An 18,607-nucleotide genomic window follows, 5' to 3' on the forward strand; every position below is an offset into this window, starting at 1 on the left:
CGCCCGGCAGGATAGCCGACATTGACTTACTTATCGGATAGAGAGCCTCCTATGTCACAGCCTACGCTTAAAAAGGACGTTTTTCTGGCGGCACTGACCCGCCAGTGGCAACATCTCGGACTGCGTTCCGCCCAGCAGATGACGCCGCACCAGTGGTGGCAGGCGGTCAGCGGCGCGCTGGCCGAACAGCTGGCGGCGCAGCCTGCCCCCGTGCGGCAGGACAGCGCGCAGCGCCATGTGAACTATATTTCGATGGAATTTCTGATTGGCCGCCTGACGGCCAATAACCTGATCAATCTGGGCTGGTATGACACGGTGGCGGCGGCGCTGGAGGAGCAGGGGATTCAACTGGCGGACGTGCTGGAGCAGGAAACCGATCCGGCGCTGGGCAACGGCGGGCTGGGGCGGCTGGCCGCCTGTTTCCTCGATTCGATGGCGACGGTAGGGCAGCCGGCGACCGGCTACGGGCTGAACTACCAGTACGGGCTGTTCCGCCAGTCGTTCAGCGGCGGGCAACAGCAGGAAGCGCCGGACGACTGGCAGCGCGAGAGTTATCCGTGGTTCCGTCACAATGCCGCGCTGGCGGTGGATGTCGGCATCGGCGGTGAGCTGGAAACCCTGACGGACGGCCGCGAACTGTGGCGGCCGGCGCAGGTGCTGCGCGGCGAAGCCTGGGATCTGCCGGTGGTGGGCTACCGCAACGGCGTCAGCCAGCCGCTGCGCCTGTGGCAGGCCACGCATGCGCAGCCGTTTGATCTGGGCGCGTTTAACGACGGTGACTTCCTGCTGGCGGAGCAACAGGGCGTTGACGCCGCCAGCCTGACCAAGGTGCTGTACCCGAATGATAACCATCAGGCGGGCAAACGCCTGCGCCTGATGCAGCAGTACTTCCAGTGCGCCTGCTCGGTGGCGGACATTCTGCGTAAACACCATCAGGCCGGGCGACGCATTGAAGAGCTGGCGGACTATGAGGTGATTCAGCTCAATGACACTCACCCGACCATCGCCATTCCGGAAATGCTGCGCATTCTGCTGGATGAACACCAGCTGGCCTGGGATGACGCCTGGCGCATCACCAGCCGCACTTTCGCCTATACCAACCATACGCTGATGCCGGAGGCGCTGGAGTGCTGGGATGAAGAGCTGGTGCGCAGCCTGCTGCCGCGCCACTTCTCGATAATCAAACAGATTAACGCCAACTTCCGCCAACGGGTGGAGCAGCAGTGGCCACAGAACGAGGCGGTATGGGCCAAACTGGCGGTGCACTATGACAAGCAGGTGCGCATGGCCAACCTGTGCGTGGTCAGCGGCTTTGCGGTCAACGGCGTGGCGCAGCTGCATTCGGATCTGGTAGTCAAGGATCTGTTCCCGGAGTATCACCAGCTGTGGCCGCAGAAATTCCATAACGTCACCAACGGCATTACGCCGCGCCGCTGGCTGAAGCAGTGTAATCCGGCGCTGTCGGCGCTGATCGACAGCCGGCTGCAGAGAGAGTGGGCGAGCGATCTCGACGCGCTGCAGGGGCTGGAGCAGTACGCCGACGATGCCTCCTTCCGCCAGCAGTACCGGCAGATAAAGCGCGACAACAAGGTGGCGCTGGCCAACTATGTGCACGGCGTGATGGGGCTGAAACTGGATCCGGACGCAATTTTCGACGTACAGATCAAGCGCCTGCATGAATATAAGCGCCAGCATCTGAACCTGCTGCATATTCTGTCGCTGTATCGCCAGCTGCGCGATAACCCGAACCTGGAAATGGCGCCGCGGGTGTTCCTGTTCGGCGCCAAGGCCGCGCCGGGCTACTACCTGGCGAAGAACATCATCTATGCGATCAATCAGGCGGCGGAGAAGATCAATAACGATCCGCAGGTGAAGGATCGTTTGAAAGTGGCGTTTATCCCGGACTATCGCGTCTCCGTGGCGGAGCTGATGATCCCGGCGGCGGATCTGTCCGAACAGATCTCCACCGCGGGCAAAGAGGCCTCCGGCACCGGCAATATGAAGCTGGCGCTGAACGGCGCGCTGACCATCGGCACGCTGGACGGCGCCAACGTGGAGATTGCCGAGCAGGTCGGCGCGGACAATATCTTTATCTTCGGTAACACCGTGGAACAGGTGAAGGCGTTGCAGGCCAGCGGTTACGATCCGCTGCGTTACCGGCAGCAAGATGCGCAGCTGGATGCGATTCTCTCCGAGCTGGAAAGCGGCGCATTGAGCCACGGTGATAAGCAGGCGTTTGAAATGATGCTGCACAGCCTGCAGGCCGGCGGCGATCCTTATCTGGTGCTGGCGGACTTTGCCGACTATTGCCAGGCGCAGCAGCGGGCCGACCGGCTGTATCGCGATACGCAGGCGTGGACGCGCAGCGCCATTCTCAATACGGCGCGCGTCGGTATGTTCAGTTCGGATCGGTCGATTCGCGATTATCAGCAGCGCATCTGGCAAACCCGGCGTTAAGGAGAGTGAATGGATCGTAACAGCATCGACCGGGCGGCGGCGCAGGCGGGCATTATGGCCGACTATGTCAATGCCCACGGCCAGCAGCAGGCCATCACGCCGGAAAGCAAGCGTGCCTTGCTGGCGGCGATGAACAGCAAAGCGGCGTTGGCCGGCGAAGCGCCGCTGCCGCCGGTAAAAGTGTTTTTCCAGCGTCAGCCGATCGTGCTGCCGCTGGCGGGCAGCGGCGAATATGGCTGGGAGCTGATCCGCGAAGACGGCGTCCGGCTGCAGGGGCGCGCCGGCGCTGGCAAGACGTTTACCCTGCCTGCCGGGGAACTGCCGCTCGGCTATCATCAGCTGCGTTTAACGCAACAGCAGCAGAGCTGGCAGTGCCGGCTGATTATCGCCCCCAGACGCTGTTATGAACCGGACGCGCTGCTGACCGGTAAAAAACTGTGGGGCGCCTGTGTGCAGCTGTATACGCTGCGTTCCGACAGCAACTGGGGCATCGGCGATTTCGGCGACCTGCGGCGGATGGTGACGGAGGTGGGCGAGCGCGGCGGCGCGTTCGTCGGGCTGAACCCGATTCATGCCCTCTATCCGGCAGATCCAAACAGCGCCAGCCCGTACAGTCCGTCATCGCGGCGTTGGCTGAACGTAGTGTATATCGACGTCAACGCGGTGGAGGACTTCCAGCTCAGCGCTGCGGCGCAACGCTGGTGGCGTCAGGCGGCGACCCGTAAACAGCTGGCGGCGGCGCGTGAGCGCGAATGGGTCGACTATGCGGCGGTGACCGCGCTGAAGCTGACGGCGCTGCGGCTGGCCTTCAGCCAGTTCCAGACGCGGGCGGCCGATGACCCACAGCGCCAGGCGCTGCGCCTGTTTATCGCCGAGGGCGGCGACAGCCTTTATCAGCAGGCGGTATTCGACGCTCTGCATGCCCACCTGTGCGCACAGGATCCAACGCTGTGGGGCTGGCCGGTGTGGCCGTCGGCGTACCGTCAGAGCAACGGCGAGGCGACGGCGGCGTTTTGCCGCGACAATCAGGAGGAGGTGGCGTTCTATCTGTGGCTGCAGTGGCTGGCCGCGGCGCAGTTTGCCGACTGTTTCGCCTGCTGCCGGCAGCAGCAGATGCCGATCGGCCTGTATCGCGACCTGGCGGTCGGCGTGGCGCAGGGCGGAGCGGAAACCTGGTGCGACCGCGAGCTGTATTGCCTGCAGGCGTCGGTGGGGGCGCCGCCGGATATTCTCGGCCCGCTGGGGCAAAACTGGGGTCTGCCGCCGATGGATCCGCACGTGATGGCGGCGCGCGGCTATCAGCCGTTTATCGACCTGCTGCGCGCCAACATGGCCGACTGCGGCGCGTTGCGCATCGACCACGTCATGGCGCTGCTGCGCCTGTGGTGGATACCCGCTGGCGCCACCGCCGACCAGGGCGCCTATGTCAAATATCCGCTGGACGATTTACTGGCGGTGCTGGCGTTGGAGAGCCAGCGTCAGCGCTGTATGGTGATCGGCGAAGATTTGGGGACGGTGCCGGTGGAAATTGTCGGCAAGCTGCGCGACAGCGGCGTCTATTCCTACAAGGTGCTGTATTTCGAGCGGGACGACGAAAACCGCTTCCGCGCGCCGCAGGCCTATCCGGTGCAGGCGATGGCGACCGTCACCACCCATGATTTACCGACGCTGCGCGGCTACTGGCAGGGCGATGACCTGCGGCTGGGCGCTTCGCTCGGCCTGTACCCGGACGCTGGGGTGCTGGCGGGGCTGTACGCCGACCGCGAACGGGCCAAACAAGGATTGCTGGACGGCTTGCACCACTATGGCTGCGTGCCGCAGAAGGTGGGCGGCAAGGCGGCGCGGCTGGCGATGAGCCCGTTGCTGAACCGGGGGCTGCAGCGCTATGTGGCGGACAGCGCCAGCGCGTTGCTCGGCCTGCAGCCGGAAGACTGGCTGGATATGGCGGCGCCGGTGAATGTGCCGGGCACCAGTACGGAGTATCCTAACTGGCGGCGTAAGCTGTCGCAGACGCTGGAAGCGATGTTTGCCGATCGGCGGATTGCGTTGCTGCTGAAAGATGTAGACCGCCGGCGGCGCAACGGTTCGGTGGGGTAGGCAGTCGGCACCATGCCGCCGTGACGGCATGGTGTCCGTGGCGGCACGCTTAGTAGTAAGAGTGCTCACCGCGCTGGTGTTCGGTCAGATCGCGCACGCCCTTCAGTTCCGGGAACTTCTGCAGCAGCTCTTTTTCGATCCCTTCTTTCAGCGTGACGTCGACCATGGAGCAGCCGTTGCAGCCGCCGCCGAACTGCAGAATGGCGAAGCCTTCATCGGTGATCTCCATCAGCGTCACGCGGCCGCCGTGGCCGGCCAGCTGCGGGTTGATTTGCGACTGCAGGACGTACTCGACGCGCTCCAGCAGCGGCGCATCGTCGTCTACTTTACGCATTTTGGCGTTCGGCGCCTTCAGCGTTAACTGCGAGCCCAGCTGGTCAGTAACGAAGTCGATTTCGGCGTCTTCCAGAAACGGCGCGCTGATCTCATCAACGTAGGCCGACAGTTTGTCGAACTTCAGTTCGGTGTCCGTCGCTTCTACCGCGTCAGGCGGGCAATAAGACACGCCGCACTCGGCCGTCGGCGTACCCGGATTGATCACGAACACGCGGATCTGGGTGCCTTCCTCTTGATTTGCCAGCAGTTTGGTAAAATGTTCCTGTGCAGCATCTGTTATACGAATCATAGCATTAGCTCAATAGTTGACTTCTATAGTAGGTTATAATACGCCCATTATTCCGGCACTACAATGTGCGGCAAATACACCATATCTGTAATGAGGCGACGCCCTGCGCCTGCAGCAGCGCGGCGATTTCCGCCGCCGTACTGCCGGTGGTCACCACATCATCCAGCAGGACGACGTGCCGCCCGGCCAGATTATCCTCACAGCGAAAGGCGCCGCGCAGATTGCGTTTGCGCTGTCGTGCCGTCAGGCGCTGCTGTGCGGCGGTGGCGCGTATGCGCCGCAGCGCCTGCGGGCGATATTCACAGCCCAGCCAGCGGGCCAGCGGCGCCGCCAACAGTTCGCTCTGATTATAGCCGCGTCGCCAGCGGCGCATTTTCTGTAAGGGTACCGTTAAAATCATCTCGGGTCTGTTCAGATATTGCTCTCGGCGCAGGTGCAGCCAGCGCAGCAGCAACAGCCTGGCCAGCAGCGGCGCAAGCTCCGGACGGCGTTGAAACTTGAGCTGCTTAATCAGTCGGCTCAGCGGGCTGACATAGTCGGCGACGAACACCAGCCGCTGCCAGGGCGGCGTTTTTTGCAGGCAGCGGCCGCAGGGGTAACGGGTGTCGCCGGCAGGCAGGCCGCAGCACGGACAGCAAGGCGGCGGCATGGGCAGCTGGCGCAGGCAGTAGCTGCAGATGCCGTGCTGCGCCAGGCGCAAAGGCTGCCGGCATAGCCAACAGCGGCTGCGGATTGTTAGCATAGCGTCCTCCGTGACGAGTCAAACAAGGACAATAACTGATGACAGCGCTGTACTGGCAAACAATGGGTGAAGGCGATCGCGATCTTGTGCTGTTGCACGGCTGGGGGCTGAACGCCGAGGTCTGGGGTTGCGCGCTGACGCGACTGGCGCCGCATTTCCGGCTGCACCTGGTGGATCTGCCCGGCTATGGGCGCAGTCAGGGCTTTGGGGCGTTGACGCTGGCGCAGATGGCGGACGTTGTGCTGGCGCAGGCGCCGCAGCAGGCCTGGTGGCTGGGCTGGTCGCTCGGCGGGCTGGTTGCCAGCCAGGTCGCCCTGACGCAGCCGCAGCGGGTCAACGGTCTGATTACCGTGGCATCGTCGCCGTGTTTCTCCGCCCGCGACGACTGGCCGGGGATTCGTCCCGAAATATTAAGTGGTTTCCAGCATCAGCTGAGCGAGGATTTTCAGCGCACGGTGGAGCGCTTCCTGGCGCTGCAGACGCTGGGTACCGAGAGCGCCCGCCAGGACGCCCGTACGCTGAAATCGGTGGTGCTGAATCAGCCGATGCCGAGCGTGGAGGTATTGAACGGCGGGCTGGATATTCTGCGCACCGCCGATTTGCGCCGTCAGTTGGCCGATGTGCGCTGCCCGCTGCTGCGTATTTACGGCTATCTGGACGGTTTGGTGCCGCGCAAAGTGGCGGCGCTGGTGGATGAACTGGCGCCGGACTCCCGCTCGGTGGTGGTCGCCAAGGCGGCGCATGCGCCGTTTATCTCGCATCCCGATGAGTTTGCCGACCTGATCCTGCGCTTTGTCGGCGACGGCGCACTTTGATCCAGCGCAACGCCCGACTAAAAATACCGGCGATAACTGGCTAAAAAACCAAGCTGTCCGATACTGAATAAGTCAATGTGTTGGTTGCAAATGAAAGCGCTCTGTAGCCGCTCTTTTATATCGGCGCCCAGTCTCTGGGTGAGGAGGAACGTCAGGGAAATGGCGAACCTCCGGGCGTCGCGGCAGCCTGTTGTCACAAGGTGTTTATTTTTGACGACCTGAATAACGTATAAATTATCCATTGAGAGGTAGAGTTATGAAATCATTGAAGATGATCGTTGCTGCTCTGGTTGTGGGTTCCGTGTCTTTCAGCACCATGGCGGCCACGCTGCTGACGCAAGAAGATCTGGATAAAAATCCGGGAAAATACGAGAAGATCGGTACGGTGAGCACCACGGCGGAAACCACTTCGCCGATGGACGCGAAAGAGAAGCTGTCCAAACTGGCCGATGAGAAGGGCGGGCAGTATTACGTGGTGATCGCGGGCCGCGAGCACGGCAAATTCAGCGCCATCGCCGATGTGTATAAAGACAAACAGTAATTGCTGATTAACCGGGGGCGCATGGCCGCGCCCCTGGCTCACGCCTTCAGCCGATAGACCCGCGTCGTACAGGCTTTCCCCTCCGGACAACGTTTGCAGGCGCCGCTCAGACAGCCGCCGTCATCCAGAACGTGGCTTTCCGCTTTACCCAGCGCAATTAAACGATCGAGCATGGCCTGCACCAGCGGCAACGGCGCGTTCAACTGCCGGCTGAGCTGCTGCGCCTGAGCGCTGCCGCAGAGCGCCAGCGCATCGCGCACCTGCAGCAGGCTGGCCATCAGTGACACGCCTTTTGCGAGGGTTGGCAGCAGTCGCCGTCCGTTGCGGCGACGCTGCGCAGCCTGACGGTGACGCGGCTGCGGGCTTTACGCAGGCCGAACAGCACCAGCAGGTTGACCACCACCACCACAGCCAGACAGAGCAGGCTGTACTGAGGGTGCTGGCTGAAGGTGGCAATCTGGTAAAACAGCGTCGCCAGCGAATAGGCGATGTTCAACCCCCACAGAATGGAGAAGGTCATCCAGCCGCGGCTGGATTCGCGGGCGATAGCCCCCATGACCGAGACGCACGGTACGTACAGCAGCACGAAGATCAGATAGCTATAGGCGGAAACCGACGTACCGAATTTGCTGCTCATGGTGCCCATCGAACTGACGCCCATTTCGCCGTCGCCTTTGCTGGCTTCGATCGGGTTGGACAGGACGCTGAGGCTGAAAGTGTCTTTCAGCCCTTGCCAGGTTTCCTGCAGCGCCGCATGCAGCTCATCCAGCAGGTTGAAGTTTTCGGCATCAAACGCTTCATGAGTGATGTGTTCGGCGGTATACAGCGTGTTCAGCGTGCCCACCACCACTTCTTTCGCCATCGCGCCGGTCACCAGCCCGACGGTAGCCTGCCAGTTATCGCCGTGCACGCCCATTGGCTGCAGCAGCGGCGTCAGCACTTTGGAGACCGAGGCCAGCGCGGAATCATTGATGCTGTCCACCGGCTTGCCGCTGAAGGAGAAGCTGTTCAGGCCGCCGATAAAAATGCTGGCGATGACGATCACCTTGCCGGCGCGCAGCACGAAGCCTTTCAGCCGTTGCCAGGTTTGCAGCAGCAGGCTTTTCAGGTGCGGCACGTGATACACCGGCAGTTCCATCACAAACGGCGAGGCTTCGCCGCGCATAATGGTGTATTTCAGCACCAGGCCGGTTAGGATCGCCACCAGAATGCCCAGCAGATACAGCGAGAACACCACGCCGGCGCCGTGTTGGCCGAAAAAGGCTGCGGCGAACACGGCAAAAATCGCCAGCCGGGCGCCGCAGGACATAAATGGCGCCATCATGATGGTGATCAGCCGTTCGCGCTGCGCATCCAGCGTGCGGGTGCCCATAATTGACGGCACGTTGCAGCCAAAGCCGACAATCAGCGGCACAAAGGATTTGCCCGGCAGGCCCAGCGCCTGCATCAGCCGGTCCATCACGAACGCGGCGCGCGCCATGTAGCCTGAATCCTCAAGGAATGACAGGAACAGGTACATCATGCCGATTTGCGGCACCAGCGGTAGCACGGTGTTGATGCCGCCGCCGACGCCCTGCGCCAGGAAGATCGTCAGCCATTCCGGGGCATGCAGGGTATAACCGAGCCATTGAATCCCCTGAATAAACAGGGCGGCCGAGCCAAGATCGAAAATCGGCTGCAGCGCGCCGCCGATATTGATAGCCAGCAGGAACATCAGGTACATCACCAGCAGGAAGATCGGTACGCCCAGCCAGCGGTTGAGGATCACGCTATCCAGCATGTCGGTCAGCCGGTTCGGCCGCGCCTGTTGTGCATCGCTGACGCTGTCGCAGATGGCGGCGATGGACTGGTAGCGCGCATCGGCAATCACCAGCGCCGGATCCTCCTGTTGCTGTTGCTCCAGCGACTGTCGGGCCGCCGGCAGCAGCGCGGCGGCGTCGCCCGCCAACTGGTGACTGTAAATATCGCCTTCGAGCATCTGCAATGCCAGCCAGCGGCGCTGTCCGTTTGCCAGCGTCTCGGGCATGGCGGCGCTGAGGGCGTCGACTTCCTGCAGCAGCAGCGGCGGGTAGCTGACCAGCGCGGTGAGCTGGTTGAACTGATGATTATCGATGATCTGTTTGAGCACGCCGATGCCATCGGCCTTGGTGGAAATCATCGGCACCACCGGGCAGCCGAGCCGTGCCGACAGGGCGGCGATATCAATATGGATATGCTGGCTGCGGGCGATATCCAGCATGTTCAGCGCCAGAATGCAGGGGATACCCAGTTCAAGCAGCTGCAGCGTCAGATAAAGGTTGCGTTCAAGGTTGGAGGCGTCGACCACGTTGATCAGTAAGTCGGCGTCGCCGCTGAGGATGTAATGGCAGGCAATCTGCTCATCCAGCGAGGTTTGTTCGGAAATGGTGGTCAGCGAATAGGTGCCGGGCAGATCAACCAGCGTGACCCGCGACTGCGGCGTAGTGAACTGACCCTCTTTGCGTTCTACCGTCACCCCTGCCCAGTTGCCGACCCGTTGACGGGCGCCGGTGAGCTGGTTGAACAGCGTGGTTTTCCCTGAATTCGGATTGCCGATTAAGCCAATGGTGAGTGTTTTCATCATTATTTTTCATGCCGCATGAGAGTGTCGACGACGGCCCGGCGTTACGGTTGCGCTTCAAGCGCCAGCAGGGCGAGATCTTTTTTACGTAATACCAGGCTGACGCGTCGGGTCTTTATTTCTATCGGGTCACCGAGCGGGGCAACGCGAATCACGTCGAATAATGAACCGGGCAACATGCCGAGCGATAAAAGTTTTTGTCGATAGGCCGGGCTGATTTCAGGCGAAAAACCGGCGATCTTATAAGAGCGTTTGGGCTGTAGATGCATATGACCTGCTTGATTTTTCTGGGCGCGCTGAACGTTTACGCCAACGCGTCGGGCATTGAATACGGCGGCTGCCGATACCGCTTCAGGTCGCTGCCGATAAGGGATAAACACGTACAAGAATAATAGTGAGAACGATTATCCAATTCAATACGGATAGTGTGGCTATTGGTAACGATTCGTTATCGACTGCATGCGGTATGCCGTTACTTGTATCACCTGGCTGACGGCGCGGCAAATGAGGTAAATGCGTTAAATTTATTAAAAATTCGCATCCACTTTTTCTTATTTGAGCGTGGTGTGAACTTGGCGTGAGGATATGATGCTGTTTTGCTACATCGGTGAAATTATCATTAACAGGGCATGGTGCTGCCAATGGCGTTAACGCATTGTGTTATGGCAGAAATAAGCGCCATGAAAGCGGAATGTTAATGAAAATGTGAATGAGAACGCGTTTGACCGTGCGCATAGGGTGAAGAGAGAGACCGGTAACGGGCGGTGAAAAAATAGCGCCGGAGTTGCGGCAGGTCAAAAAAATGCGGGTTTTATCTAAAACAGGCGGAGCCGGACGGCCCCGCCTGAGACGCTGCGGCGGTTAACGCTTTTTGCCGAACGCCGCCGCCAGCGCATCACCCATGGCGCTGTTGCCGGCCGGGGCGTTGTTGCGCGCTTTCGGCCGCTGGGCCTGCTGGCGCGATGCGTTATCGCGATCGCGCGCCGGCGCGGAACCGCCGCGTCGCGGCGAACCTTCGCCCGGCTGCTCGTCCAGGCGCATGCTCAGCGCGATGCGCTTACGCTGCAGATCCACTTCCATCACCTTCACCTTGACGATATCGCCGGCTTTCACCACGGTGTGCGGATCTTCGACGAACTTGTCGGCCAGTGAAGAGATGTGCACCAAACCATCCTGATGGACGCCGATATCGACGAAAGCGCCGAAGTTGGTCACGTTGGTCACCGAACCTTCCAGGATCATGCCCGGCTGCAGGTCGTTCAGCGTTTCCACACCGTCGGCAAAGGTGGCGGTTTTGAACTCAGGGCGCGGGTCGCGGCCCGGTTTTTCCAGCTCCTTCAGGATATCGGTCACGGTCGGCACGCCGAACTGCGCGTCGGTGAAGTCGCTGGCCTTCAGGCCGCGCACCGCGCTCGGGTTGCCCATCAGATCCTGCAGCGCCTGCTGGGTAGCGGCCAGAATACGCTCCACCACCGGGTAGGTTTCCGGGTGCACGGTCGAGGCGTCCAGCGGGTTGTCGCCGTGGTTAATGCGCAGGAAGCCGGCGCACTGTTCAAAGGCCTTCGGCCCCAAGCGGCTGACTTTCAGCAGCTGTGCGCGGTTGTTGAAGCGGCCGTTCTCGTCGCGCCAGCTGACGATGTTCTGCGCCATGATGCGCGTCAGACCGGCAACGCGAGTCAGCAGCGGCACCGACGCGGTGTTCAGGTCGACGCCGACGGCGTTTACGCAGTCCTCGACGACGGAGTCCAGCTTCTTCGCCAGCTGGCTTTGGCTGACGTCATGCTGATATTGACCGACGCCGATGGATTTCGGCTCGATTTTCACCAGCTCCGCCAGCGGATCCTGCAGACGACGGGCGATTGACACCGCACCGCGCAGTGACACGTCGAGGTTCGGGAATTCCAGTGCCGCCAGCTCGGAGGCGGAGTAGACCGAAGCGCCGGCTTCGCTGACGATCACCTTCTGCGCCTTGACCGCCGGGAACTGCTTTTGCAGTTCGGCAAAGAAGCGCTCGGTTTCACGAGAGGCGGTGCCGTTGCCGATAGCCACCAGTTCGACGTTATGTTTGGTGCACAGTGCGGCGACCGCAGCGGCGGCTTTGGCGGCCTGGCCGGTGTGTGGATAAACGGTATCGGTCGCCACCAGTTTGCCGGTGGCGTCGACCACCGCCACTTTGACCCCGGTGCGCAGGCCCGGATCGAGACCCATGGTGGCGCGCATGCCGGCCGGCGCCGCCATCAGCAGGTCATGCAGGTTGCGGGCAAAGACGTTGATGGCTTCATCTTCGGCGCGCTCGCGCACCGTGCCCATCAGTTCGGTTTCCAGGTGCAGCAGCACCTTGATGCGCCAGGTCCAGTTGACTACCGCCTTGCGCCAGGCGTCCGCCGGCGCGTTGTTCAGCCGCAGATCCAGGTGGCTGATGATGATCTGCTCCGCCTGGCTTTCACGCGGCGCTTCGTCGAACTGCGGGTCGGCATTCAGCGACAGCTGCAGAATGCCTTCGTTGCGGCCGCGGAACATTGCCAGCGCGCGGTGCGAAGGCACCTGGGCGATTGGTTCGTGATGGTCGAAGTAGTCGCGGAATTTTGCACCTTCCTCTTCTTTACCCTCTACCACCTTGGCGACCAGGTGGGCGTTCTTCCACAGGTAGTTACGCACTTTGGCCAGCAGCGCGGCGTCTTCGGCGAAGCGTTCCATCAGGATATAGCGTGCGCCGTCCAGCGCCGCTTTCACATCCGCCACGCCTTTGTCGGCGTCGACAAACCGTTCCGCCAGCTGTTCCGGCTGCTGTTGCGGATCCTGCCACAGCGTATCGGCCAGCGGCTCCAGACCGGCCTCAATGGCGATCTGGCCGCGGGTGCGGCGTTTCGGTTTGTAGGGCAGGTACAGGTCTTCGAGTTCGGTTTTGCTCAGCGTGGCGTTAATCGCGCCCGCCAGTTCGTCGCTCAGCTTGCCCTGATCGTCAATGGATTTGAGGATGGTCTGGCGGCGATCTTCCAGTTCACGCAGATAACCCAGGCGGGTTTCCAGCTGGCGCAGTTGGGTGTCGTCCAGGCCCCCGGTGACTTCCTTACGATAGCGTGCGATAAACGGCACGGTATTACCTTCATCCAGCAGGCGGATTGCGGAGTCGACTTGCTCCGGACGCGCCTGCAGCTCTGTTGCAATAATGCGGCTCAGTGGCTCATTCATAAGTCTGGTATCTGTTAAGAACGGTGAATAAACAGGGGACAGTTATACGTACTGCCGGTGAAAAATGCCAGCGTGCCTGGCCGGCGCTGCACGGCCGCTGCGCCGGCAGCGCAGGGCGGTGCTGGCGTGAGGCAAGGTTCGGAATAGGCTGAAATTTATTTAACGTATTCAATCTGATTGACGTACCACAGCGCTTCGCCGAGCGGCGTGTTGACGGTAACGGCGTCGCCGACCTCTTTTTTCAGCAGGGCACGCGCCATCGGCGCGTCGATGGAGATGTAATCTTTGCGGCCGAAAATCTCGTCGTAGCCGACGATGCGAAAGCGTTTTAGGTCGCCGTCGTCGTTTTCCACCTCAACCCAGGCGCCGAAGAAGACTTTGCCTTCCTGCTGCGGCGAGTAGTCGACGATTTTCAGCTGTTCCAGGCATTTGGTCAGATAGCGCACCCGGCGGTCGATCTCCCGCAGGCGCTTTTTGTTGTACTGGTAGTCGGCGTTTTCGCTGCGATCGCCGAGGCTGGCCGCCCAGGTGACCTTTTTCGTCACCTCCGGCCGCTCTTCGCGCCACAGGTAATCCAGCTCTTGTTTAAGTTTGTTATAACCTTCGCGGGTTATTAATTGAGTTCTCATCGTTACCCACCTTAATGGATCGGCCATGGGATTTTATCACGCGGATTTTCGCATAACCTGGTGTATGCCGGGCATTTTATCGCAATGTGATATGCTGCGCAGCAGCGTGAATAATGACGGGATAATGGCAACTTTTCCCCCGTCCGGGCGACGAAAACAGTTGATTAATAAGCTTTGTAACAATTTCGGCTAGAATGTATACCATTAATCGCTGTCCGATATGACAGGGTTTTTTAACAATATTCGCATCAGGCAATACAGCCTTTGGGAGTAATACAATGCAAGAGAATCATAAGATTCTGGTCGTTGATGACGACATGCGTCTGCGTGCGCTATTGGAACGCTATTTAACCGAGCAGGGTTTTCAGGTGCGCAGCGTGGCGAACGCCGAACAAATGGACCGCCTGCTGACGCGGGAATCGTTCCACCTGATGGTGCTGGACCTGATGCTGCCGGGGGAAGACGGTTTGTCTATCTGCCGCCGCCTGCGCAGCCAGAGCAACCCGATGCCGATCATCATGGTCACCGCCAAGGGTGAAGAAGTGGATCGTATCGTCGGGCTGGAAATCGGCGCCGATGATTACATTCCGAAACCGTTCAACCCGCGCGAACTGCTGGCGCGTATCCGCGCGGTACTGCGCCGTCAGGCCAATGAGCTGCCGGGTGCGCCGTCGCAGGAAGAGGCGGTGATCGCCTTCGGCAAATTCAAGCTGAACCTCGGCACCCGTGAAATGTTCCGCGAAGACGAGCCGATGCCGCTGACCAGCGGCGAGTTTGCGGTGCTGAAAGCGCTGGTGAGCCACCCGCGCGAGCCGCTGTCGCGCGATAAGCTGATGAACCTGGCGCGCGGCCGCGAATACAGCGCCATGGAGCGTTCGATCGACGTGCAGATCTCCCGCCTGCGCCGTATGGTGGAGGAAGATCCCGCCCATCCTCGCTATATTCAGACCGTTTGGGGCCTGGGCTATGTCTTTGTACCGGACGGCAGTAAGGCATGAGGCGATTGCGCTTTTCACCGCGTAGCTCGTTTGCCCGAACCCTGTTGTTGATCGTCACTTTGCTGTTCGTCAGCCTGGTGACGACCTATCTGGTGGTGCTGAACTTCGCCATCCTTCCCAGCCTGCAGCAGTTTAATAAGGTCCTGGCGTACGAAGTGCGTATGCTGATGACCGATCGGCTGCAGCTGGAAGACGGCACGTTGCTGGAGGTGCCGCCGGCGTTCCGTCGGGAAATCTATCGTGAGCTGGGGATCTCGCTGTATACCAATGCCGCCGCAGAAGAGAGCGGTCTGCGTTGGGCGCAGCACTATGAGTTCCTCAGCCAGCAGATGGCGCGCCAGCTTGGCGGCCCGACCGATGTGCGCGTCGAGGTCAACAAAAATACGCCGGTGGTCTGGCTGAAAACCTGGCTGTCGCCGGATATCTGGGTGCGCGTGCCGCTGACCGAGATTCATCAGGGCGACTTCTCACCGCTGTTCCGCTATACGCTGGCGATTATGCTGCTGGCGATCGGCGGCGCCTGGCTGTTTATCCGTATTCAGAATCGGCCGCTGGTGGAGTTGGAACACGCGGCGCTACAGGTCGGCAAAGGCAATATTCCGCCGCCGCTGCGTGAATATGGCGCGTCGGAAGTGCGTTCGGTAACGCGCGCGTTTAACCAGATGACCTCCGGCGTGAAGCAACTGTCGGACGACCGCACCCTGCTGATGGCCGGCGTCAGCCACGATCTGCGCACCCCGCTGACGCGTATCCGCCTGGCGACGGAAATGATGGGCGCCGAGGACGGTTATCTGGCGGAGTCGATCAATAAAGATATCGAAGAATGTAACGACATTATCGAACAGTTTATCGACTACCTGCGAACCGGTCAGGAGATGCAGACGGAGCTGTGCGATCTCAACGCTATTTTGGGTGAGGTGATCGCGGCGGAAAGCGGCTACGAGCGGGAAATTGACGCCAGCCTGGCGCCAGGCGAGCTGATGATGAATGTGCATCCGCTGTCGATCAAGCGTGCGGTGGTCAACATGGTGGTCAACGCGGCGCGTTACGGCAATGGTTGGATCAAGGTCAGCAGCGGCAGTGAGCTGCAGCGCGGCTGGTTCCAGGTGGAAGATGACGGTCCGGGCATCAAACCGGAAGAGCTGAAGCACCTGCTGCAGCCGTTTGTACGCGGCGACAGCGCGCGCAGCACCAGCGGCACCGGTCTGGGCTTGGCGATTGTGCAGCGTATTATCGATGGCCACGCCGGCGCGCTGGAGTTTGGCGTCAGCGAACGCGGCGGTTTGCGGATGCGCGCCTATATTCCGTTACCGATGGCTACCCGCGATGCGCTCAACGGTAATAACGGCCAGCCGAAAGAGAAGGCCTGACTCTCCTGCTGAAGGGCGCCGCCAGGCGCCCTTCAGGATTTACGGCTCATCACATAGTATTCGGCGGCGTCTTCATGCAGGCGCTGCCCCGCCGGCACCTGCCAGGGGTCGATCAGCTCGATGCCACAGTGGAGAAAGTTTTTGCCGTTGCGCGTGGCAAGCGTAGCGCCGTACTGCAGACAGGTGGCGGCGATCTGCGCATCGGGTACGTTCATCGGCGTGCCCTGACGCTGGGTTCTGCCTATTAGCTCCGCATACTGCATGGCGCACAGGGTATCAAACGGCAAAATCTGCTCATCGAAGTTAATCTGAATCGCCTCTGCCAGCCTGAGCCTGAGCGCCCGCTGGCGTTTGCCGTCCGGCATGCCGGCCACGCTGCTGAATAGCTCGGCGACAACGATGGCGCTTAAATACAGCTCACTATTATCTTTTTCGTTCAGCCAGCTGATCACGTTGTAATGCGGATTGGGGCGCAGCGTTTCTGCGATCACGCTGATGTCGAGAATAATCATGCCTGGCCGTCATCATCGTCGAAGGTTACACGGTGCGGTGGTGCGGCATCGCGTGGCGGGATCGCCAGCTCCACGCCGCCAAATTCGGCAAAATGCTGGTGCATCCAGGTACCTAACCCGTAGCGCGCCGGCTTTTTCGTCAGCGCCTGTTTTAAAATCATACGCGCCTCCTCCTCCATGGAATGACCATTTTTAGCGGCTGCAATACGCAGCAGTTCTTTGATCTCGTCATCGAGATTTCTGACGGTTAGGGTAGCCATTAAATTTCCCGTTGCTGTCAATGATTGCAATGCCGTCATTGTCTCACCCGGTTGTTTATTAAACAATGCGGGAGCGTAAAAAAGGCGCGGAAGCCGCGCCTTGAGTGAAGAGCTAAGAGAGGGTTACAACTTTGGACCGGCGCTGACCAGGGCTGCCCCGGCCGGCGTATCGGTGTATTTATCGAAGTTGGTGATAAAGCGTTGCGCCAGATCCTGCGCTTTCTCTTCCCACTGCGCTTCGCTCCGGTAGGTGGCGCGCGGGTCAAGGATCGCGGGGTCGACGCCAGGCAGTGCCGTCGGCACCGCCAGATCGAAGATCGGCAGGGTGATGGTTTCCGCCTGGTCGATTTCGCCGCTGAGAATGGCGTCGATAATGCCGCGCGTATCTTTGATTGAGATACGTTTGCCGGTACCGTTCCAGCCGGTGTTCACCAGGTAGGCCTGCGCACCGGCGGCCTGCATGCGTTTAACCAGCACTTCAGCGTATTGCGTCGGGTGCAGCGACAGGAAGGCGGCGCCGAAGCAGGAAGAGAAGGTCGGCGTTGGTTCGGTAATACCGCGCTCGGTGCCTGCCAGTTTGGCGGTAAAGCCGGACAGGAAGTGGTACTGAGTCTGGTCGGCGGTCAGGCGCGAAACCGGCGGCAGCACGCCAAAAGCGTCAGCGGTCAGGAAGATCACCTTGGTGGCGTGGCCGGCCTTGGAAACCGGTTTGACGATGTTCTGGATATGGTAAATCGGGTAGGAAACGCGGGTGTTTTCGGTTTTCGAACCGTCATTGAAATCAATGCTGCCGTCGGCCAGTACGGTGACGTTTTCCAGCAGCGCATCGCGCTTGATGGCGTGGTAAATATCCGGTTCGGCTTCTTCGGAGAGCTTGATGGTTTTGGCGTAGCAGCCGCCTTCGAAGTTGAACACGCCGTCGTCGTCCCAGCCGTGCTCATCGTCGCCGATCAGCTGGCGCTTCGGATCGGTGGACAGCGTGGTCTTACCGGTGCCGGACAGGCCGAAGAATACCGCCACGTCACCCTGTTCGCCGACGTTGGCCGAGCAGTGCATGGAAGCGATGCCCTTCAGCGGCAGCAGGTAGTTCATCATGGAGAACATACCCTTTTTCATTTCGCCGCCGTACCAGGTGCCGCCGATCAGCTGCATGCGATCCGTCAGGTTGAAGGCGACGAAGTTTTCCGAGTTCAGCCCCTGCTGCTGCCAGTTTGGATTGGTGCATTTGGCGCCGTTCATCACCACGAAGTCCGGCTCAAAGTCTGCCAGCTCTTCGTCGCTCGGGCGGATGAACATGTTTTTCACGAAGTGCGCCTGCCAGGCGACCTCGGTGATAAAGCGTACTTTCAGGCGGGAGTCGGCATTGGCGCCGCAAAAGGTATCAACCACGAACAGGCGTTTACCGGAGAGTTGCTGAGTCACCAGCTGCTTCAGCTCGCCCCAGATTTCCGGGCTGAGCGGTTTGTTGTCATTTTTGCCTTTCCCCTGATCGGCCCACCACACGGTATCGCGGGTCACGTCATCACGGACAATGTATTTGTCCTTCGGGGAGCGGCCGGTAAAGATCCCGGTATCGACGGCTACCGCACCCAGGTTGGTCACCACGCCGCGCTCGTAGCCCGTTAAGGAAGGGTCGGTTTCTTCTTTAAACAGGAGGTCATAGCTTGGGTTGTAGACGATCTCGCCGGCGTTGTGGATCCCGTAGGCGGCAAGATCCTGGGGGGTTATACCTTTAGCACACATGTCACTACTCCTTGGTCACAGAATTTC

Annotated in this window: 16 protein-coding genes; 6 read left to right on the forward strand and 10 right to left on the reverse strand. The window is 60.5% G+C overall.

The annotated features are described in order from the left end of the window. The first annotated feature begins 51 nt into the window (after positions 1-51). Positions 52-2,457: a maltodextrin phosphorylase gene (gene malP / locus FO014_RS11120; RefSeq protein WP_160029594.1), complete on the forward strand. Its 2,406-nt coding sequence runs from the start codon at positions 52-54 to the stop codon at positions 2,455-2,457. Between the two features lie 9 nt (positions 2,458-2,466). Further along, positions 2,467-4,554 carry a 4-alpha-glucanotransferase gene (gene malQ, locus FO014_RS11125; RefSeq protein WP_160029595.1) on the forward strand — a complete coding sequence of 696 codons (2,088 nt, stop codon included), beginning with the start codon at positions 2,467-2,469 and terminating at the stop codon, positions 4,552-4,554. A gap of 49 nt (positions 4,555-4,603) precedes the next feature. Here malQ and nfuA read toward each other — a convergent pair whose 3' ends face one another. Further along, positions 4,604-5,179, reverse strand: a complete 576-nt coding sequence (nfuA, locus tag FO014_RS11130; RefSeq protein WP_015962222.1) for a Fe-S biogenesis protein NfuA — start codon at positions 5,177-5,179, stop codon at positions 4,604-4,606. 58 nt (positions 5,180-5,237) lie between these two features. Further along, positions 5,238-5,921, reverse strand: a complete 684-nt coding sequence (gene gntX / locus FO014_RS11135; RefSeq protein WP_111737909.1) for a DNA utilization protein GntX — start codon at positions 5,919-5,921, stop codon at positions 5,238-5,240. A 38-nt stretch (positions 5,922-5,959) separates the two neighbouring features. On the opposite strand from gntX, the gene bioH reads away from it, so the two are divergent. Then, positions 5,960-6,736: a pimeloyl-ACP methyl ester esterase BioH gene (gene bioH, locus FO014_RS11140; protein WP_105232948.1), complete on the forward strand. Its 777-nt coding sequence runs from the start codon at positions 5,960-5,962 to the stop codon at positions 6,734-6,736. A gap of 256 nt (positions 6,737-6,992) precedes the next feature. Then, positions 6,993-7,277, forward strand: coding sequence for a YdgH/BhsA/McbA-like domain containing protein (locus tag FO014_RS11145; protein WP_015962219.1), 285 nt, complete (start codon positions 6,993-6,995; stop codon positions 7,275-7,277). 38 nt (positions 7,278-7,315) lie between these two features. Here the strand turns inward: FO014_RS11145 and FO014_RS11150 are convergent, their stop codons facing one another. The 5 genes from FO014_RS11150 to greB all read right to left on the reverse strand — a co-directional run bounded on the left by FO014_RS11150 (position 7,316) and on the right by greB (position 13,697). Next, positions 7,316-7,555: a FeoC-like transcriptional regulator gene (locus FO014_RS11150; protein ID WP_160029596.1), complete on the reverse strand. Its 240-nt coding sequence runs from the start codon at positions 7,553-7,555 to the stop codon at positions 7,316-7,318. After that, positions 7,555-9,876, reverse strand: coding sequence for a Fe(2+) transporter permease subunit FeoB (gene feoB, locus FO014_RS11155; RefSeq protein WP_160031400.1), 2,322 nt, complete (start codon positions 9,874-9,876; stop codon positions 7,555-7,557). The genes FO014_RS11150 and feoB overlap by 1 nt, the downstream gene beginning before the upstream one ends. 44 nt (positions 9,877-9,920) lie before the next feature. Beyond that, on the reverse strand, positions 9,921-10,145 hold the full coding sequence (gene feoA, locus FO014_RS11160; RefSeq protein WP_105232945.1) for a ferrous iron transporter A: 225 nt from the start codon (positions 10,143-10,145) through the stop codon (positions 9,921-9,923). Between the two features lie 592 nt (positions 10,146-10,737). After that, on the reverse strand, positions 10,738-13,068 hold the full coding sequence (locus FO014_RS11165) for a Tex family protein (protein ID WP_160029597.1): 2,331 nt from the start codon (positions 13,066-13,068) through the stop codon (positions 10,738-10,740). 155 nt (positions 13,069-13,223) lie between these two features. After that, positions 13,224-13,697, reverse strand: coding sequence for a transcription elongation factor GreB (gene greB / locus FO014_RS11170; RefSeq protein WP_105232943.1), 474 nt, complete (start codon positions 13,695-13,697; stop codon positions 13,224-13,226). Between the two features lie 278 nt (positions 13,698-13,975). Between greB and ompR the strand changes: the two genes are divergently transcribed. Both ompR and envZ read left to right on the forward strand, forming a co-directional pair. Further along, positions 13,976-14,695, forward strand: a complete 720-nt coding sequence (gene ompR / locus FO014_RS11175) for an osmolarity response regulator transcription factor OmpR (RefSeq protein WP_004709363.1) — start codon at positions 13,976-13,978, stop codon at positions 14,693-14,695. Next, positions 14,692-16,065 (forward strand): two-component system sensor histidine kinase EnvZ, encoded by a 1,374-nt coding sequence (gene envZ, locus FO014_RS11180; RefSeq protein ID WP_105232942.1) that lies wholly within the window; start codon positions 14,692-14,694, stop codon positions 16,063-16,065. The genes ompR and envZ overlap by 4 nt, the downstream gene beginning before the upstream one ends. A 32-nt stretch (positions 16,066-16,097) precedes the next feature. Here envZ and FO014_RS11185 read toward each other — a convergent pair whose 3' ends face one another. The 3 genes from FO014_RS11185 to pckA form a co-directional block, all read right to left on the reverse strand. Continuing rightward, on the reverse strand, positions 16,098-16,577 hold the full coding sequence (locus FO014_RS11185; protein WP_160029598.1) for a type II toxin-antitoxin system VapC family toxin: 480 nt from the start codon (positions 16,575-16,577) through the stop codon (positions 16,098-16,100). Beyond that, positions 16,574-16,837 (reverse strand): FitA-like ribbon-helix-helix domain-containing protein, encoded by a 264-nt coding sequence (locus FO014_RS11190; protein WP_160031401.1) that lies wholly within the window; start codon positions 16,835-16,837, stop codon positions 16,574-16,576. The genes FO014_RS11185 and FO014_RS11190 overlap by 4 nt, the downstream gene beginning before the upstream one ends. 123 nt (positions 16,838-16,960) lie before the next feature. Then, positions 16,961-18,580: a phosphoenolpyruvate carboxykinase (ATP) gene (pckA, locus tag FO014_RS11195; RefSeq protein ID WP_160029599.1), complete on the reverse strand. Its 1,620-nt coding sequence runs from the start codon at positions 18,578-18,580 to the stop codon at positions 16,961-16,963. Positions 18,581-18,607: the final 27 nt, after the last annotated feature.

Origin of the sequence: Serratia rhizosphaerae (assembly GCF_009817885.1) — a bacterium.
GTDB lineage: Bacteria > Pseudomonadota > Gammaproteobacteria > Enterobacterales > Enterobacteriaceae > Serratia_B > Serratia_B rhizosphaerae.

Coding starts and splice junctions, on each gene's coding strand:
- FO014_RS11145 (WP_015962219.1), top strand. CDS start 6,993: ATGAAATCATTGAAGATGATCGTTGCTGCTCTGGTTGTGGGTTCCGTG.
- FO014_RS11190 (WP_160031401.1), bottom strand. CDS start 16,837: ATGGCTACCCTAACCGTCAGAAATCTCGATGACGAGATCAAAGAACTG.
- envZ (WP_105232942.1), top strand. CDS start 14,692: ATGAGGCGATTGCGCTTTTCACCGCGTAGCTCGTTTGCCCGAACCCTG.
- ompR (WP_004709363.1), top strand. CDS start 13,976: ATGCAAGAGAATCATAAGATTCTGGTCGTTGATGACGACATGCGTCTG.
- malQ (WP_160029595.1), top strand. CDS start 2,467: ATGGATCGTAACAGCATCGACCGGGCGGCGGCGCAGGCGGGCATTATG.
- greB (WP_105232943.1), bottom strand. CDS start 13,697: ATGAGAACTCAATTAATAACCCGCGAAGGTTATAACAAACTTAAACAA.
- FO014_RS11150 (WP_160029596.1), bottom strand. CDS start 7,555: ATGGCCAGCCTGCTGCAGGTGCGCGATGCGCTGGCGCTCTGCGGCAGC.
- malP (WP_160029594.1), top strand. CDS start 52: ATGTCACAGCCTACGCTTAAAAAGGACGTTTTTCTGGCGGCACTGACC.
- nfuA (WP_015962222.1), bottom strand. CDS start 5,179: ATGATTCGTATAACAGATGCTGCACAGGAACATTTTACCAAACTGCTG.
- FO014_RS11185 (WP_160029598.1), bottom strand. CDS start 16,577: ATGATTATTCTCGACATCAGCGTGATCGCAGAAACGCTGCGCCCCAAT.
- FO014_RS11165 (WP_160029597.1), bottom strand. CDS start 13,068: ATGAATGAGCCACTGAGCCGCATTATTGCAACAGAGCTGCAGGCGCGT.
- gntX (WP_111737909.1), bottom strand. CDS start 5,921: ATGCTAACAATCCGCAGCCGCTGTTGGCTATGCCGGCAGCCTTTGCGC.
- bioH (WP_105232948.1), top strand. CDS start 5,960: ATGACAGCGCTGTACTGGCAAACAATGGGTGAAGGCGATCGCGATCTT.
- feoA (WP_105232945.1), bottom strand. CDS start 10,145: ATGCATCTACAGCCCAAACGCTCTTATAAGATCGCCGGTTTTTCGCCT.
- pckA (WP_160029599.1), bottom strand. CDS start 18,580: ATGTGTGCTAAAGGTATAACCCCCCAGGATCTTGCCGCCTACGGGATC.
- feoB (WP_160031400.1), bottom strand. CDS start 9,876: ATGAAAACACTCACCATTGGCTTAATCGGCAATCCGAATTCAGGGAAA.